At 41.9% G+C, this 18,070-nt stretch carries 13 protein-coding genes; 7 read left to right on the top strand and 6 right to left on the bottom strand.

Features of this window, described 5'->3' with window-relative positions; all coding sequences use genetic code 11:
- The first annotated feature begins 61 nt into the window (after window positions 1-61).
- Genes MTN96_RS01520 through MTN96_RS01510 form a run of 3 tightly spaced genes read left to right on the top strand, consistent with a single transcriptional unit; the run spans window position 62 to window position 6,561 of the window.
- Window positions 62-2,806 (top strand): Ig-like domain-containing protein, encoded by a 2,745-nt coding sequence (locus MTN96_RS01520; RefSeq protein WP_248530563.1) that lies wholly within the window; start codon window positions 62-64, stop codon window positions 2,804-2,806.
- A gap of 16 nt (window positions 2,807-2,822) precedes the next feature.
- Window positions 2,823-5,501: a porin gene (locus MTN96_RS01515; RefSeq protein ID WP_248530562.1), complete on the top strand. Its 2,679-nt coding sequence runs from the start codon at window positions 2,823-2,825 to the stop codon at window positions 5,499-5,501.
- On the top strand, window positions 5,494-6,561 hold the full coding sequence (locus MTN96_RS01510) for a cytochrome-c peroxidase (RefSeq protein ID WP_248462271.1): 1,068 nt from the start codon (window positions 5,494-5,496) through the stop codon (window positions 6,559-6,561). The genes MTN96_RS01515 and MTN96_RS01510 overlap by 8 nt, the downstream gene beginning before the upstream one ends.
- Window positions 6,562-6,577: 16 nt before the next feature.
- On the opposite strand, the gene MTN96_RS01505 is transcribed toward MTN96_RS01510, so the two are convergent.
- Window positions 6,578-7,105 carry an acyloxyacyl hydrolase gene (locus MTN96_RS01505; protein WP_058547509.1) on the bottom strand — a complete coding sequence of 176 codons (528 nt, stop codon included), beginning with the start codon at window positions 7,103-7,105 and terminating at the stop codon, window positions 6,578-6,580.
- A 167-nt stretch (window positions 7,106-7,272) separates the two neighbouring features.
- A complete protein-coding gene (locus MTN96_RS01500) occupies window positions 7,273-8,610 on the bottom strand; it encodes an MATE family efflux transporter (RefSeq protein WP_248530561.1) in 1,338 nt (445 codons plus the stop codon).
- 171 nt (window positions 8,611-8,781) lie between these two features.
- Between MTN96_RS01500 and MTN96_RS01495 the strand changes: the two genes are divergently transcribed.
- From MTN96_RS01495 to MTN96_RS01485, 3 genes are all read left to right on the top strand, one after another.
- Window positions 8,782-9,678: a LysR family transcriptional regulator gene (locus tag MTN96_RS01495; protein WP_039972407.1), complete on the top strand. Its 897-nt coding sequence runs from the start codon at window positions 8,782-8,784 to the stop codon at window positions 9,676-9,678.
- 299 nt (window positions 9,679-9,977) lie between these two features.
- Window positions 9,978-11,273, top strand: a complete 1,296-nt coding sequence (locus tag MTN96_RS01490; RefSeq protein WP_248530560.1) for a YHYH protein — start codon at window positions 9,978-9,980, stop codon at window positions 11,271-11,273.
- A 436-nt stretch (window positions 11,274-11,709) separates the two neighbouring features.
- Window positions 11,710-12,477 (top strand): DUF6515 family protein, encoded by a 768-nt coding sequence (locus MTN96_RS01485; RefSeq protein WP_004588873.1) that lies wholly within the window; start codon window positions 11,710-11,712, stop codon window positions 12,475-12,477.
- A 31-nt stretch (window positions 12,478-12,508) separates the two neighbouring features.
- On the opposite strand, the gene MTN96_RS01480 is transcribed toward MTN96_RS01485, so the two are convergent.
- Window positions 12,509-12,982 (bottom strand): VOC family protein, encoded by a 474-nt coding sequence (locus tag MTN96_RS01480; protein WP_004588872.1) that lies wholly within the window; start codon window positions 12,980-12,982, stop codon window positions 12,509-12,511.
- A gap of 170 nt (window positions 12,983-13,152) precedes the next feature.
- Here MTN96_RS01480 and MTN96_RS01475 point away from each other — a divergent pair, with 170 nt between their 5' ends.
- Window positions 13,153-14,169 (top strand): substrate-binding domain-containing protein, encoded by a 1,017-nt coding sequence (locus tag MTN96_RS01475; RefSeq protein ID WP_248530559.1) that lies wholly within the window; start codon window positions 13,153-13,155, stop codon window positions 14,167-14,169.
- 66 nt (window positions 14,170-14,235) lie between these two features.
- On the opposite strand, the gene MTN96_RS01470 is transcribed toward MTN96_RS01475, so the two are convergent.
- The 3 genes from MTN96_RS01470 to MTN96_RS01460 form a co-directional block, all read right to left on the bottom strand.
- Window positions 14,236-14,706, bottom strand: a complete 471-nt coding sequence (locus MTN96_RS01470) for a GFA family protein (protein WP_054982811.1) — start codon at window positions 14,704-14,706, stop codon at window positions 14,236-14,238.
- A gap of 107 nt (window positions 14,707-14,813) precedes the next feature.
- Window positions 14,814-16,886, bottom strand: coding sequence for a catalase (locus tag MTN96_RS01465; RefSeq protein WP_055252765.1), 2,073 nt, complete (start codon window positions 16,884-16,886; stop codon window positions 14,814-14,816).
- Between the two features lie 230 nt (window positions 16,887-17,116).
- A complete protein-coding gene (locus MTN96_RS01460) occupies window positions 17,117-17,950 on the bottom strand; it encodes a mechanosensitive ion channel family protein (protein WP_004589490.1) in 834 nt (277 codons plus the stop codon).
- Window positions 17,951-18,070 lie beyond the last annotated feature (120 nt).

Raw genomic sequence — 18,070 nt, 5'->3', positions numbered from 1 at the left:
TTAAAATATAATTGATATGCGTTATCATTCGCAACATCATTAACTTTTAATATTAACAATAATGAACAAGCTAATTAAATTTACCCCAATATTATGCGCGCTTGCGTTGGCAGGTTGTGGCGGTGGCTCGGGTAATACTGCTCCACAGTTTTCTCAACCTAATTTAAGTTTTACTGTAAACGAAGACACCACTTTTTCAGGCCAAGTAACAGCCACCGACGATGACGCCTTAAGCTATACGCTTGCCAATGCACCAAGCAATGGCATCATAGCAGTTGAAGCAAACGGTGAATTTACCTACACACCATTTAGTAATTATTTTGGAGAAGACACAGCAACCATTAGCGCAAGCGATGGCAGCTTAACGGCAAATGTAGTGATACGTTTTAGCGTAGAAAATGTTAATGATGCCCCGCAGCTACTCACTACTAATGTATTTGTTACCTCTTCAACCACCACTCAAGGGGTTATTACTACACAAGACTTAGATGGCGACACCGTAACTATTAGCTTAATAACACCACCGAGTAATGGCGTAATGAGCATAAATAGCACCACGGGTGAATTTACCTATGAGGCTCAATCTCTAAGCAGCATTGATGAGCAATTTGAAATTAGCTACACAGATGGTCTAATTAGCGAGCCGTTAACTGCAATTATTTCACTAAGCCCTTCTTATGTAACTAACGAAGATAAACTTAATTATTATTACAGCTCTAGTCTGTCGCACTTAAAACAAGCCGACGAGTTAAGCGCAAATATTGCCGATGAACTTTCTCGATATGAGGTATACGCAACCCAAGCTGCGGCCTATGCACGTGCAGGATTTTTAGATACTGCTAACGACTATTTAGCGCTTATAAACGAGCAAACAGCGCGTTCTTCGGCACTAAAAGATGTGGCACAAGCACTAGACGAAATAGGCCAAACAGAACAAGCAAACGATTACCGTGACCAAGCGGTGGCGGCCTACAACCAATACTTAGCTGATAAAGGCTTTGATAACATTGCCTCATCAGACGCATCAGCCCTTTATTCTTTAGTAAAAAGCTATTTAGCTGCTGATCAAGTTTCGCAAGCAAGTAATTTGTTAAATACAATTTCATTATACGCAGAGCAAGTACGCGAAGACGAATACACCTCAAGCTATGGCTACTTTTTAAATGGCGTACGCTTATCAATAGATGACGCCCTACAAAGCTATGCGCAAAGCCTAGATGAAAGCGATTTAACGCAAGCCAAATTGCTTGCTAATAACTACGCGCAACTTGCAGTAAAAACAGGTTACAGGCTAGTACGTAGCGGCGAATACGAAGGCCAACCATACGAGCAATACAAAACGCTACATGGTGCATGGGCTGCGCAATACCTTTATAGAGCTGGCGAATTTGAAGCGGCAAAAGACTATACTAACCAAGTACTTGCCATGTATGGTTCAACGGGTTTTGATAGTAACTACGCTTACTCTGCATCGCCTTACAGCGCCGCTACTTTAGATAACTACACTTATCCTATTCAATTTTTAGCAGGCTTAATTGAAGGCCTTTACCAAAGCGACGAAAACCCAGCAATAACGCTATCAGACAGCGAAACCGATATAAACAACGCGCAAGATCAAGTGTATGGTTTTAATATAGCTAATCGCCTGCTTGGTGGTGAAGATATAACAAGTGCCGCAGCTCAAGCTCGCAGCTTTTTTACAGAAAATGGTGATTACAACGAATTTTTTAGAGCGCTAACATCGCTTGATAACGTCCCTGGCACAGGCCTAATTTTAAGTGAAGCCGGCAGAAACGATCTAGCACAGCAAGTATTTACCTATGCTGGCGACTTTATAGCCTCGGATGACTACATAAGCAAAGAATCATCAACCACGCTTTTAACCGGTTCCAAGGGCTGTAAATTGTTAGTTGATTTAACTGCCCAAGTCGGTGGTGATACAGCAAATGCCGCTAATAAATGCTTAACCATGCTTAATACGCTCAATGCAGGCGATATACGTACGCTAAGTAATACCTCATCAATTACAGCTCATAATCAAGTAATAGTATCGCTTATTAAATGCGGCTTATCGGAGCAAGTAGCTGGTGTACACAATCAACTACTTAGCTACATTGCCCTAGATGAAGATACCGAAGACAGGTTTGAAGCACGCTTAGAAACCTTAGGTTACTTAGTTAATGCAAACCAAACATCACTGGCAAGTACCACTTTAAATGATGCTATTACTGAAATAACCCCTGAGCTAAATGCATTAACAAGCGATCAGCTAGAAACTATTTTAGCCGCTGTTAAAGCCGAAGTAATTGGTTTTGAAGAAGCTCAAACAGGTGAATTTGAACGTTATTCTATGCTTTCAAGTATGGGCACTAACGCGGCGAATATTAGCGATTTTTCAGCAAACTATAGCAATGCAAAAACACAAGCTAGCACGCTTTTAAATACGCTTGAGCCTCTTATTTTAAACTTTGCCGATACAATTATTGCCGACAACATGGAAGATTTAGTAAACAGTTTTACGCTAATTAACGATACCACTAAAGCACAAAGCTTAATAAATAATGGCGTTAATGGCGAAGCCGATCAGCTTGAGCTTTACATAGGCATGACCAACTTAGTCGCCTCTCGTGATGACTTTAAAGGCATAGCTATTGCCAGCGTAGATACAGACCACGACGGCTTACCTAACTTCTTTTTACCTAACACCAGCGATGAAGATATAGCCTTAGCTGGATTAATTGCCGACCAAGACGCCGATAACGATGGCGTAATTGATAGCGAAGACACTACCCCACTAGGTATTTAACTAAGAGCCGTAATAAATGCAGACACCGACTACCCTCGCGTGTCTGCTTTTGCTTTCTCAGGGTGTATACGCCGCAGAGCAGCAACAGCAGACCGAACCAAAAACACAGCCATGTAACGACCTTAAAAATGAGCAAAAAGAGCGTTGTGAAGCACTTGAGCACATTGAAGTAAAAGGCCAGTACATAGGCATAGAAGTACCCGAAGTTATTGGGCGTTCTTACTTAAATCGTGACTTTATAAATGCCACACCTAAAGGCAACGGCGATATAAACGAGCTTATTGCATTGCTCCCTGGTGTACAGCTAAGCAACGAGGCTTACTCTATTGGTAGTTTGGCAGAAATCAGCGCACCAGAAATATCAATCTCAGGCGCACAGCCATGGCAAACTGGCTTTTCGTTAGATGGACTAAACTACAATAACCGCATAGACCCGGGTAGCAGCAGCCGCTTAAGCTCTTCATCAAACGATGTATCGGGCGGCGTGCAAAGCATGAATGTAAACTCCGATGTAGTTGAATCAATCACAGTGTACGACCATAACATTCCGGCTGAGTTTGGTGGCTTTTCGGGTGGCATTGTTGATAGTAAAACCAAAAGCGTATTTACCAATGACAGTTTTAGCTTTGGTGTGCGGGGTAATCAAAGTAGCTGGGGGAGTTATCACTTTATAGAAGCCGATCAAGACAGCTCTCAGCAAAATGTTGATCAAAGCACACTTGAAACGCCTAAGTATGAAAAAATCAGCTATAACCTGCGTGCTAATAAACAAATTAATAAGCGCCATGGCGTAATGATGAGTGTTAGTTACTTAACCAGCGACATCAGCGATTTGTCGTTAGGAGAAGTCAAAACGCAAAGCCGTAAAAACATAAATGCCATTGTTAAATATGGTTATCGCAATGGCTGGGTAGACGCATTAGATTTAACCCTAATGTATTCACCTTACGAAGTAGATGACTTTATAACCGACGCCAAAGACAGCGACTTCCATTTAGAAGGCGGCGCAGTAGGCGCGGTCGCATCACTTACCCAGCACTTTGATTTTGCAACCTGGCGCAGCAACCTTAATTTTAGTATGAGTGATAGCAGCCGAGAAGGCCCAGCGCACTTTTATAACTGGCTGCAAGCTAAAGGCAAAGATTGGGGACAATATGCCGACCAAGGCGATGCGCAAACACGCTACTCTCGCCAAGGAGGCTATGGCGCTTTAGATAACACCCAATACACCACCAGCTGGAAAAACACGCTAAATTTCAATTCATTTGAATTTGCAGGAACTGAGCATAATATTAAGGCCGGTATAGAGCTTATTCGCCAAGAAGTAGAGCGCGAACGCATACAAAATAGCTATAACTACGACTCCCCTATTATATGGTCTAGCGCTAGTACACCACTTAATTGCAGTGGTTACACGCTTGACTGCCAAGCGCTTGAAACCACTATATCTATTGACGAACTTGCAGCGCAGTTAGGGGGCGAAATTGATTTTAACAACCAAGATCACATAACAGCGTACAGCAACAATGTAACAGCCACCGCACAGTATTTTAATGGCCGCTTAGTAACCCCAGCAGAGTATATAAATGTAGCGTTAAATCGCGCCTCGTTTTATGCAACAGATAGCATTACCTTAGGGCAATTAAGCTTAAATTTAGGTATGCGCTACGAATACAATGACTTTTTAGCTAATCATAATATTGCGCCACGTCTATCCCTTGGTTACGATGTATTTAACAACAACCGCACTATTATTAGCGCAGGGGTTAACCGCTATTACGACTCAGCCATTATTGGTTATAAAATAAAAGAGCAGCAGCGTTTTTCATACAGAGAGTACCGCCCAATTGAAAACGGCTACCTTCAAGGGTGGCTACCGTCTAACTACACCGGCGCGTTTAAATACCGCTTTGATGATGTAAATACCCCCTACGATGACGAACTCGCATTAGGCATTGCGTATTCATTTGAAAAAGCAGGCAATATATCTCTCAAATATGTAAAACGTAAAAAGCATCAGCAATTTTCTCAAGTTACCGATGAAGAAGCAGCTAGTGATGGCTATAAATACATTTATATGACTAACGAGGGTGATGGCAGCTCAGAGCGCTACTCTATCTCGTGGAGTGCACAGTTTGGTAAACACTCTTTATGGGCCAATGCCTCCTACGCTGAAAACAAAGTTTCAAACGACGAATACAGCGCTAGTGCAGAAAATACCCCCCTTGATGAACTCGTTTATTATCTCAATGCACAAGGCGAAGGCGAGCTTGTAACGCTTGGGCAGCTAGAGCAAATACGTACCAACTTTGGCACCCCAGTGTCAGGTGCGCTTGGTTGGAATGTTGATTGGAACAGCTCATTTAGTACAGGCTTAAATGTTACCTACAGTGACAGCTACACCAGCGCGGTAAGTACCGGGGCTAGCGAAAGTATTGGGCTTGAGCAAAGCTGTACAAGTTGCCCTGTAGAATCAAGCTTAGTTGATGTATACGAAGAGCAAGAAATACGCGCCAGAACCATGCTAGGGCTCAGTTTACGCTATAGCCATAACCTCACAAAAACCCAAACTATTGACATAAGAGCGGATATTTCTAATTTATTAAATGCCCGCACTTACACAGTAAACGAAGGGGCATCAGGTATTGAGCCCGGGCGTATGTTTTGGGTAGGAGTTAGCTATAACTATGATTAGGTTATTAAGCATTTTTTTACTGTGCTCATTTAGCTTAAACGCCAAATCAACAAGTAGTAACGATTTACGCTCACTTTATAGCAAAGGCCAAGCTCATTGGCCTGCTATTCAAACCAGTGACGGAAGAAGCGTTGAGCCCATGTCGCTTTTGCCTGTAGCATCGCCTAAGCCTGAGCACGTGGCACTAGGCGATAAGCTTTTTCATGATGTGCAGCTTTCACGTAATAATACCGTTAGCTGCGCCACCTGCCATGAACGCGACAAAGGCTTTCATGATGGCCGTACAACTGCCATAGGCATTGACGAGCAAATAGGCACGCGTAACACCCCCGCAATTTTTGGTATTGATCAATGGCAACATTTTTTTTGGGATGGACGCGCAATCACCGCTGAGCAGCAAGCACTTATGCCAATAGAAAACCCGATTGAAATGGACTTAGATCCAAAAATAGCTTTAGCCCGAGTAAATAAAGATAAGAGTTACCGTGCATTTAATAAAAGCGCTTTTAATAGCAGCACGTTAACCACTGAGCAAATGGCAAAAGCCTTAGTTGCGTTTGAGCGCACATTAGCAGCGCCAAATAGCCGCTATAAAACTTTTTTAACGCAGCTTAATAAAAATCCACAACAAGCAGTTAGTAGCCTAAGTGATAGTGAGTTAAATGGCCTGCACCTATTTAGAACTAAAGCTAAATGCATGACTTGCCATAACGGCGCACTACTTAGCGACAACCAATTCCATGGCACAGGGCTGCATTATTACGGCCGCCGTTTTGAAGATAAAGGCCGCTACGATGCCACCCACAACCCTGAGCATATTGGCCAATTTAGAACCCCATCGCTATTAGGGTTAATGCAAACATTTCCGTGGATGCATAACGGCTTATTTGACGATTTAGCCGGTATTGTCGCCTTATATAACCATGGCGGAGTAAGGCCCAGACCACGAAAAAACCAACTAAACGACCCACACTTCCCTAAAACCACCGACCTGCTTATAAAGCTTAATTTAACCAAGCAAGAACAAGCAGACCTAGTGGCATTTTTACGGATTTTATAAATAGTAAGCTACTCACCTAAAGTGCGCGTGAGTAGCTTAGCGAGATAAAATCGAGGCCTGGGTTAGGCTTTTTAATACCAGCGTTTGAATAATGAAAATACTTAAGCGAGACACTATGTTGCTCAGCCTCACCAAATTTCATGGCAATGCCTAGGCGGTCTTCAAACTGGTAATGGGTGCTTATGTTTTTTCCCGCAAATTTGGTGTCGTCTAATAAGCTTAAACCAATACCAAACTCGGCAAAAACGCGGTTCCCAGCAATACTGCCAATAGGATAAAAAATAACAGGCGAAAGCGATAAGCCTAAATTAGCGTCGTAGCGTTTTGGGTCATCGTATTCAAAAAAGTTGGCATTGGCTTCTAGGTAAATCTCTAGCTCTTCAAAGCCTTCTATTTGATAATCTAAGGCATATTGATAAGCCACCTTAACCCCTCGCACGTCTCCTTCACCTTGAATATAGCTCATCGAAAAGTAATCTTGTGCAGCCGTTGCAGCGCCTGCGTATAGCGTTATAGCTATTAAAAACAATTTATAAAGTTTCATGTTATTCACCTCAAGCAGCTCTATTTTTATTGCAATTGCTTGACCTAAACACAGCAAATTTAGCTGCTATAGATTAAGCAATGATTCAATGAGGTGCATACTAATTGCATTTAACTATTTTGATAATTGCAATTTAAGTGGAATAACTTTCTTCAATATATTGATAATTAAACAGTGATTGAGCGCACGCTAACGTGTGTTGTTAAACGCTTATATTGCTGCTTAAAAAGCTGCCAACCCACAATACCCGACAAGGTATTACCGCATGCCATACCGATAAATAACCCTGTTAAACCGTAAAAATACGAGCCTAACCAAAGTAGTGGTAAGTAACACAAAAATAGCCGCAATATGGAGATAAATAAGGCCGTGGTCGCAAAGCCCAGCGCGTTACATACCGATACCGTGATCATACATACACCCAAAGCCGCATAGCTCAGGGGCACAAATGCAAAGTAATCTGTTAGGTTAGCTACTATTTCACTATTATTGCTAAGCGCATTTGCAAGCGGGTTAGCCACACCTAGCATAATAACCGCTAATAAAATTTGTATGCCAATTACAAAACCGCACGCAAGTTTTACTACGCTTAATATTTGCCTAAGCTCGCCCCGCCCTTTTAAATTTCCAACAATGGGGGGCAGCGCCATGGTAAGCGCTAAAATTAAAATAATCGCAATATATTCAATACGGTTTGCAAGCCCCCAAGCTGCTACAGCAAACCCACCATACGCGGCAATCAGTGCCGTTACTATCATGGCTGAAATAGGCGGAATAAACTGTGAAAGTAAAGCCGGCGCCATCATTTTGGCAATGGCTTTTATTGCCTGCTCGGTGCGGTTTTTTAAAACGTCAAAGGTTACAAGTTCTCGTTTAATAAGCGTGTAAAACACCACTACTAAGCCTATTGAAAAAGCAACACAGCTTGCCCATGCAGCACCCGCTAACTCCATATCAAAGGTAAACATAAACAATGGATCGAGCGCTATATTTAACACGCTGGTTAGCACCATAATTCGCCCAGGCAATAAGGTTTCGTTATGAGCACGGCAAATGCTGTAACCAAAATAAAGCAGCGCTCCAAGCCAGCAGCTTATTAGCCAAGGCAACCAGTAAAGCTCGGTTAAATTAAATAACGAAGGCGTTGCACCCAGCGCTAAAATTATAGGCTGCTGAAAAAGCCACAACGCCAAGCACAATAGCGTTACTATTACGGTGCCAATAAGTACGATTAAACTACCTAAGTAGCGTGCGTAGTGAACTTTATTTTCCCCAAGTGCAGTAGAAATGGTCGCAGTTGCCGCAATACCTAAGCCTACTTGTACTCCCACAATTACCTGAAAAATAGCAATACTAAAGGCAACTACAGCGAGCCGCTCAGCGCCTAGCTTAGCAATAAAAATACTATCAACCAGCTGGCTTCCCATAATAGAAAACAAGCCAACCAACATAGGCCAGGTTTGCTTAAATAAATACTTTAAAAGTAATGATGTATTACGGCTCATAAGGCAGGCTCACTCTAAACTTAAAAATTTAAACGAGAAAAATACCGAAAAAAAGGCGCTTATAGTAAGCGCCACAGGAAAAGTCACAATGAATAACCTGCTAGTATATTTACACAACTAAGTATTGATAATATAGTTGTTTAAATAATCAGTTTATTGAAAAATTTGATAATGAACATTGCCCATTTAAATCTGTTTGTCAGAATCGCAACAACACACAATATTAGCTTAGCTGGCAAGGAGTTAGGTTTGTCGGCTGCGGTTTCTAGTGCCCAAATGAATAAGCTTGAAGAAACGCTCGGCGTTAAACTCATTCATCGTACAACCCGAAAAGTATCGCTAACCGAAGAGGGCCAAGCTTTTTTACCCCACGCCGAGGAAGTGCTTGCCAATGTTGAAATGGCACGCGCCTCGGTAGGTATTGGCAGTGTAACTCCACAAGGAAAATTGCGCATTACCGCCCCTGCTTCGTTCGGGCGTATGCATATTATTCCTGCATTGGCTGGATTTATTGAGCAATACCCCGACCTGACAATTGATTTACGCTTAAGCGATAGCATTATTGATATGGTTGGCGGTGGTTTTGATATAGCAATACGCGACGCCGCCCTAAACGACTCAACCCTTATAGCCCGAAAGGTTGCCCGCGATAAACGCTTAATTTGCGCATCGCCTAATTACCTTGCAAAACACGGCACCCCAACAACACCGCAAGATTTAAAAAATCATACCTGTGTTAATTTACATGGTTTAACTACGTGGTCGTTTATTACACCCGAGGGCACACAAAATATTAAAACCAATAACGTATTACAAGCCGATAACGGTGAAGCGGTGCGCGATGCGTGCGTGCAAGGCTTAGGTATTACGCTAATGTCGAGCTGGTGTGCCTATAAAAAACTACAAAGTGGTGAGCTGGTACAAATTTTACAAGATTACCCACTTGCATCCGACACCGCTATTTGGAGTGTGTACCCAAGTTCGCGTTTATTAGCGCCAAAAGTAAGGGCCTTTATAGACTACTTTAGCGGCTACTTTGGTGACGAACCCTACTGGGAAAAAATATAATTATTTAACCGTAAAATATAAAAGCACAAACCTAGGTTTGTGCTTTTTGCGCTTTAAATATATGGAGCTTTATTGGTAAACCTTGGGCAAGTAAAAACAGCAGTTGCTAACTTGTACTTTTATACTTCGTATTTAATCGTGTAAGTTTATTAAATAACTTAATAACAACTCCCAATAATGTTAATTAAAAGCTAGCCATGCATCTCAAACATATCAATAACTCTTTTAAAACTTTCATTTTATTTGCACAATTTATTGCCATACTAAAACCTACGTATATAAATCGTTTTGGGGTAAGTATGAGAACAATTAAACGAAGTCGTTTAAAAGCGCCTAGCGTTAACACTACAAAAACTAAGCTCGCATTTTGCCTGATTAGTGCCACGGTACTTTTAACTGCATGTGGCGAGCAGATAAAAAGCGAAAGTACACCTGCCTCCCCAGAAACTAAAAGCGCTAAAAACACGCTTATAAATACCGATGAATTTAATATTAAAGCCATGGTAAAGCTGCCACAAACTGTTGAATGTACGCTTGAAAACGGCTTACAAACTCAGTGTGCTCAGGTTGTTTTAAAATATCAGCCCGACAACATTGAAGTCGGCCCTTTTTGCCCAGAAACACTCGACGACGTAGGTGGAATTTGGGATTGGGATGGCACCGATGCGGGGCTATATAGGTTAGATAAAGCATTTTTAACCATGCTTAACGAGCAAGGTTTTACCTTTTACGATGAAGACGGCAACGTGCATATTGTTGATAACGCGACCATTCGCCCAACCGTTGATCATGCATGTATTAATGTATCGGTAGATAAAAGCGTAGAAATTACCGCCCTTTTACCACTGCACCCTGTTATGTCTGAGCAATCAACAGCGCTGGGCACTGTATCTAAAGTGGGTATAGCGCTTGCGGGTGTGCCTATTTTTTCGGATGCGCCAAGTGTGCAACATACTGGGCATTTACCCGCGCTTGATACCTGCGCAGGTCATATTGATCCGGGCGGTTGGTACCACTACCACGGCACCGCCAGTGATATAGACAGCGTATATAAACACGAACATGTAAACGCCAACTGTAATAATTTAACGCAAAAGCCAAGCGCCCTGTTTGGTTATGGCTTTGATGGCTACCCAATTTACGGAAGCCAAGAAATTGATGGTACATCCCCAACCGAGCTTGATAGCTGTAATGGCCACACAGGCCCCGCAGGCGAAAGCGGCATAGTCACTTACCACTACCATGCAAGTAATACATTCCCTAACTTACCTAAGTGCTTAAAAGGCGTGGTTGCACAAAATAATTTTACGACCACAGCACAAGCGGGTGTAGGGGCTAAGCCACCTGAAGGCACTAAAATAACTCGCCATGAACCACCTGGTGGAGGCGGTCCAAAAGCGGGTGGCCCTAACGGCGGCATGTCGCCACCGGGGTTTGCTGAGGCAGCTAACAAACTAGGCGTTAGCGAAGAAGCGCTTATGCAAGCAATGCAAGAAGCCGGCGGCCCTAATGCCGATTTAACGGTTGTAGCAAAGGCACTTAACGTAACACCGGAGCAACTAAAAGCCGCCCTACCCGAAAAACCTAAACGCTAATTAACCTGAACTCTGGTTAGAGATTTACTAACATATTGAACCATAATGATATTTAAGTTTATTTTCTCTAGCCAGAGATTTTCAGTGAAAATAAGGTAAATTTACGCGTCAATAGCTGGCCTATTGCAAGTAAATTAAGCGCGGTTAGCACTGAAAATAGCTGCTCGAGATAGATTTATTATCCAAATTCAGGCTAATTATAAATTACGGCAAGTGTTAAAAGCACTTTCCGTAACAATTAGTTACGCAACTTAAAGCGTTTTAAAAGTTCCTAAAATCGTCAAAAATGTGAGAAAACGTTGGCTTGTGTCAAGAACAGTAAACGTTAGTAAAAAGCTGTAAACACGCCCCTGTTATCGGTTACATGTCAGTTACCATTCAGTTTAAAGCGCTAGTATTGAACCCAGTTATGTAACAACATACACGAGGCACTAGTATGAAACTGACTCAATTACTCCCTGCTCTACTTGCCATAAGTGCAGTATCTGGCGCTGCATATGCAGCACCCAATGAGCGAGAACACGCAAAAAGTTTTAATAATGAGCGCGCAAAACGCATCGAATACAAACGAGATGAGCGCCGCGATGACAAAAAACAGCGTATAGAATATAAAAAAAACGACCGTAAAGAGCGCAAACAAGCCAAACGCGAGCACCGCAAAGAGCAAAAGCGCAAAGTTGCCCATTACAAACAGCAGCAACGCACTCGTAATTATTTTAAACATAATCGCCACAACGTAGTGACCTACCGGCCTGGGCATTATTTTAATCATTTACCGCGCAATAGTGCTTCAATCAGATTTAATGGCATTACGTTTACATTTAGTGATGGTATTTACTACAGAAAAGCAAAAAGAGGCTACCACGTAGTTAAGCCACCAAGAGGCTTAAGAATACGCTCTCTACCAAGGCATTATTCACACTTTAAACGCCACAATACCACTTACTATACCTACCAAAATGTATATTACGTGGCAGATAATAATGGTTATAGAGTAGTTGATGAGCCTAAAATAGTGGTTAATCAGGCTATTAAGGTAGGCAGTGCTAAAAATTATGATTTAGGGCAAACCTACGACACCCTCCCTATTTCGGCAGAGGCAGTCACGATTAACGATCAACAATATTTTAAGTACCAAGATATTTATTTTTTACCGCAAATAAACGGTGACGAAATAAAATATTTAGCGATAAATTTAGGGTAAACAATTTAGCTCAAACGCAGGGCAAGTTTCGCTAAGCATCTTGCTCTTTTGACATTAAGTCGGCCATTCGTTGGTTAATTTCTTGCTCACTTAAATCTTCTTTATGGGTGCCTATGGTCCAAATATGCCCGAATGGGTCTTGTAGGGTGCCGGCTCTATCACCATAAAACTGGTCGTGCACTGGGCGTACTTCTGTAGCGCCAAGTTCAATTGCCTTTTTAAATACGCTGTCTACATCTTCTACGTAAAGCATTAAACTTACCGGTGTGCCACCAAGTGCATTGGGGCTTTTAAATGACTCGTCCGGGCATGAGTCCGAAATCATAATGTGGGAGTCGCCAATTATAATTTCAGCATGGGCTATACCGCCCTCTGGCAGCGGCATTTGCATTACTAACTGCGCATTAAATGCATCACGATAAAAACAAATAGCTTGCTGAGCACCTTCTATAATTAAGTACGGTGTTACCGAACTAAACCCTTTGGGAATTGCTGAAACAGTCATAACGCTCTCCATTATTTTTTATGGGTGTATGTATTTAGCCTATAGGTTAAAAACACTTCTTTCAACGTGTTAACTCATTTAAGTCACTATAATTAAATTAGCCAATTTGTGGTCAATAACTATACTAGCTGTAATATATATCTTACTTTTATTTGCTTAGGACTTTTATAATGTTAGCTAAAATTAGCCTAGCCGCTAAAAAGTATAAAGTTCTGAAGTATTTAGTTTTAAGCTGGTGTGCTTTATTTGCCCACCAAAGCGTGGCTAAAGTTGTGATTGCCATTGTAGGTAAAACAAAAAACGACTCTTTTTATCAGCAAGCCTTTAAAGGCTGTTTGCACTTTAGTAATGAGCACCCTGAAATAGAATGCAAGTACGATGGACCAAAAGACTTTCAAGATATTCGTAGCCAATCTATGGTCATTAATAGGTTAGTTGACCAAAAAATAGATGGGTTAATCGTAGCAACAACCGACTCTCAGCATTTGGTCACTCGTTCATTAATGGCGCTTAAAAGCAAAAACATTCCTGTTATAACGTTTGATTCTGACCTGCTAGAAAAACACCAACAGTTCCGCCTAGCCTACGTAGGCAGTAACAACTTCGACTTTGGCGTTGCCTTAGGCGAGCAAGTAAAAAAACTGACCAACAAAGCAAATAATACGCTTTGCATGCAGTCGGGGCACCATACAACCCCTAATTTAAACAAGCGTATTGCAGGGGTTAGGTACGCGCTGCCTGATCAAGCGACAGCGCACCTATCAGGTAAAAACGGCTGGCGCGAACATAGTCGCTGCCCCTTATTTAGTTTAGGTAAGCGCGAAGAGTCACTAAAGCAGTTAATGCATTTATTAAAAATGGACAACCCACCCATTTTTTTAGCTGTGGCGGGGTTTGCACAATTTAACCCTCATTACGTAAATGCCTTAGCGCCTTTTAAGCAACGTATTGCCGATAAAGACATTATTATTGTTTCTGCCGATACAGAAGAGATACAGCTCAATGTGTTAAGCAGGGGTCTATCTTCGGCTAACATAGGGCAAAACCCTTTTGAAATGGGCCGCTTGAGCACCAAGCTAATGCACGACTACATTTTATATAATAAAAAGCCTGCGCAATCTCACTATTACACCGACTTTCATTACTGTACACAAAGTAACGCCTCACAGTGCACTGTTAATCATTAAAATTTTACCCCATTAACTGGGGGGTATGCCCTTTTAAGTACGATGCAGCGCACTTTAGCCAGCGTATTATTGCTCTAAGTTTAAACGTTGGTGCCACGCTGCAATGCTTTCATCGGGGTATTCATCAAACTGTTTATCATTCTTTTGAATATGCGGGGTAACCCAATTGGCCTTACTAGCAAGCATTAAATGGGTGTGCTCTGGCGGTACGGGTAATTCGCTGTCTATTGCGCCAGCAAAGGGATGAACTTGCTCAGGCCATCGCGAATCATATAACCACAAGTTACTGCTGCAGTGCTTACAAAAATGGCGCTCAGCGGGGCTGGTTTTATCACCCACTTTGGCATGATAAATAGTAATATGCTCACGCCCTGTAACCTCAAGCGTGCTGTATTGTGCGTTCAAGTTTATAACAAACCCGCCACTGCCGGCCGTTTTACGACAAATAGAGCAGTAACATAAGTTATAAGGGTAAGGGTGTTTAGAGCTCACACTAAACGTTACTTTGCCACAGTGACAAGCGCCTTTAAGCTTCATAATAAATCCAATTAGTTACTGTTTAAGAGTTAATACCATAACCAGTTAGCCATAAAAAAACCACACCCTTTACAGGGTGTGGTTTTTATTTGCTAAAGCGTTTTGTTCTAACGCTGCCAAAATCTTAAATTGCGCAATGTTTCAATAAATTTATCTGCAGAGTGCATGTTTAAATCTATCCACCCATCGTCGGCTTTACCATCAAGCCCTGCGGCTTCAAATAATGCCATGGCATCTTTTGTGTAGCCTATGTATTTCATGTGCGCGAACGCATCGCTCACAAAGTCTTTCGCCTCAGGGATACCAGCAAGCTTCTTAGCGCCCTCTTGCGTTGCAAGTACCATCACCGCATCATAAAGCACCGAAGGGCCGCCATTGATTACTTGATCCGCTGCTACATGCTTACCTTTACTACAACATGCACCCCCTACTTGTGCGGCCACAATTTCGTAGTTAGCACCTTCAGCGTCTAAGGCATTTGTAACCGAATTAAAAATATCAGCATCAAAGCCATCGCTCACTAAAATACCTAACTTACGACCTTTAAAGGTATCTGGCGCATTTTTTAAAATACTTAGCGCATCTGATACAGGTAAATCGTTACGCGTTGGCATAGCAGCTTCAGCCGGCTCTGGCATATCTTGCAGGCGCAGGCCTTTTGCAACTTCTTGCGCTAATGTGTTATCTACATTTAATAAGTGCGAAACCACACGCTCACGAATCGGCACATGCTCTACTTTTGAAAGCTCAAATACAAACGCATATTGAATGTGCGCTTGCTCTACGTCTGTTTGGCTTAAGTAAAATTGGCGCGCTTGGCTGTAGTGATCGCTAAATGTTTCTGAGCGATAACGCAGCTTATCTCCACCGCTTACTTCTGGCTCGCTTGAGCTTTTAAAGCCATGCACTGGGCATTCGCGGGGGTTATGCTCATCGCCGCTCCACGAGTTTGGCTCGTAGTTAGCACGCCCTTTAGGGTTATGCATTGCCATGTGGCCATCTTGTTGAAAATGACGCATTGGGCATTTAGGCGCATTAACCGGAATATGCGTAAAGTTAGGACCGCCTAAGCGTTTGGTTTGAGTATCTAAATACGAAAAGTTACGCCCTTGCAGTAATGGGTCAGGTGTAAAATCAAGCCCAGGTACAATGTTTTGTGTACAAAAAGCAACTTGCTCTGTTTCGGCAAAAAAGTTATCAACTACACGGTCAAGCACCATGCGGCCCACAATTTTTACGGGTACTTGCTCTTCAGGTATAAGCTTGGTGGCATCAAAAACATCAAATTCAAATTCATCAGCAAATTGCTGATCAAACACTTGTACACCCAGCTCCCACTCTGGGAAGTCGCCTTTACCAATAGATTCCCACATGTCTCTGCGATGAAAATCAGGGTCTGCGCCATTAAGTTTAAGCGCTTCGTTCCACACTACTGACTGCATACCGGCTTTTGGTTTCCAATGAAACTTAACAAATTTTTCATCGCCATTTGCATTAATAAATTTAAAGGTATGAACACCAAAGCCTTCCATAAAGCGTAAAGAGCGCGGTATGGCTCTATCTGACATGGCCCACATAATCATATGAATTGACTCAGGCGATAAACTTACAAAGTCCCAAAAGTTATCGTGCGCGGTTTGCGCTTGTGGAAAACCACGGTCTGGTTCAGCCTTAGCTGAGTGAATTAAATCAGGAAACTTCATTGCATCTTGAATAAAAAATACAGGTATGTTGTTACCCACTAAATCCCAGTTTCCTTCTTGGGTGTAAAATTTAACAGCAAACCCGCGAACATCACGTGCTAAATCGGGAGACCCTTTATTCCCTGCCACAGTTGAGAACCGTGCAAATACCGGTGTTTTTTCACCTTTGCGCTGAAAAATATCAGCACAAGTTAAATCTTCAAGCGTATCGTAGGTTTCAAAATAACCATGAGCACCGTAGCCTCTGGCATGTACCACACGCTCTGGAATGCGTTCGTGATCAAAGTGAAACAGCTTTTCGCGCATTACATGATCTTCTAATAAACCTGGGCCGCGCTTGCCTGCACGTAATGAGTTTTGATCGTCGCTAACAGGGCACCCTTGCGCGGTGGTCATCGTTGGGTATTCATCAGAAGCCTTTTGATGTAATTCGCCACCATGCCCTTTATTGCCTGAGTATTTAAATGATTCAGCCATGTTTAGTCCTTCATACAATTTGATTTAATGGGTCGATAGTTTTTATGGGCTTTAAATTAAAAGCGACTATGCAAATGCAAAATAAAGACCAGCCATCCAACCTAGTAAAAAAAGGGCTGTACAGACAAAAAAGTAGTATTTGAGGTAATTTATAAAAGAAAAAATTACACAGGCGTGTAACTTTTTCAGACAAAAAAAGAGCACTTAAAAAGTGCTCTTAGGCTTAAGCCTTAATCTTTATTCTCGTTAACTAAAATAACTTTACGATGTGGGAATGGAATTTCGATATTGTTTTCATCAAGGGCTTTTTTAATCAGCTCTGGCACCGTGTATAAAATTTCGAAGTAGTGCTCGCCTTTACAAAAAGGTCTTACTAAAAAGTCTACCGAGCTGTTGTTTAGTGTTTCTACTTCAACAAAAGGAGCAGGGTCTTTTAGTATGTGTGGGTGAGCCTCAAGCACGCTATCAATAACTTTGCGAACAGCGTCGGTGTTTTCATCGTATGCCACACCAAAGTGCATATCTACGCCGCGAATAGGATGATGCGAGTGATTAATAATTTGCGCTCCCCAAATTTGGCTATTTGGGATAATAACTTGCTGATTATCGAACGTTTGCAAAATTGTTGTAAACATATCAACCTCGGTCACTTTACCAAAGCGCCCTGCGGCTTCAATAAAGTCGTTTACTTTGTAAGGTCTAAATATAAGTAACATTACACCTGCAGCTAAGTTAGACATAGCACCTTGCAGCGCTAACCCAATAGCTAAACCTGCCGCACCTAATAGCGCAATAATTGAAGCTGTTTGCACACCAAAGCGGTTTAACACGGCAATAAATACAAACGCTAAAATAACATAGCGCGCCATACTGCCTAAAAAGCGAAACAGCGTGTCATCAAAGTGAGTGTATTTATGGCATAAACTAATAATCATATTACGCACTTTACCCGCAAGCCATAAGCCTATTAGTAATATAACAATTGCCATTAGAATATTTGTTGCCCACATTACTGCTGCCGGCAAATACTGATTTACATCAATATTATTTATTATCTCGTCCATTTTATTGTTCCTGTTAGACTGGTTGTAAATATAAAATCACATTAAACATTTGATGTTAACTTTTTATTAACCAAATTACGAATTTTTACTTATTCGCTGTATTTGCCTTTCATTTTTATC

This window comes from Pseudoalteromonas sp. 2CM28B (assembly GCF_023161935.1).
The sequence above is the reverse complement of the archived record's forward strand: the minus strand, read 5'-3'. Positions and strand labels throughout refer to the sequence as shown.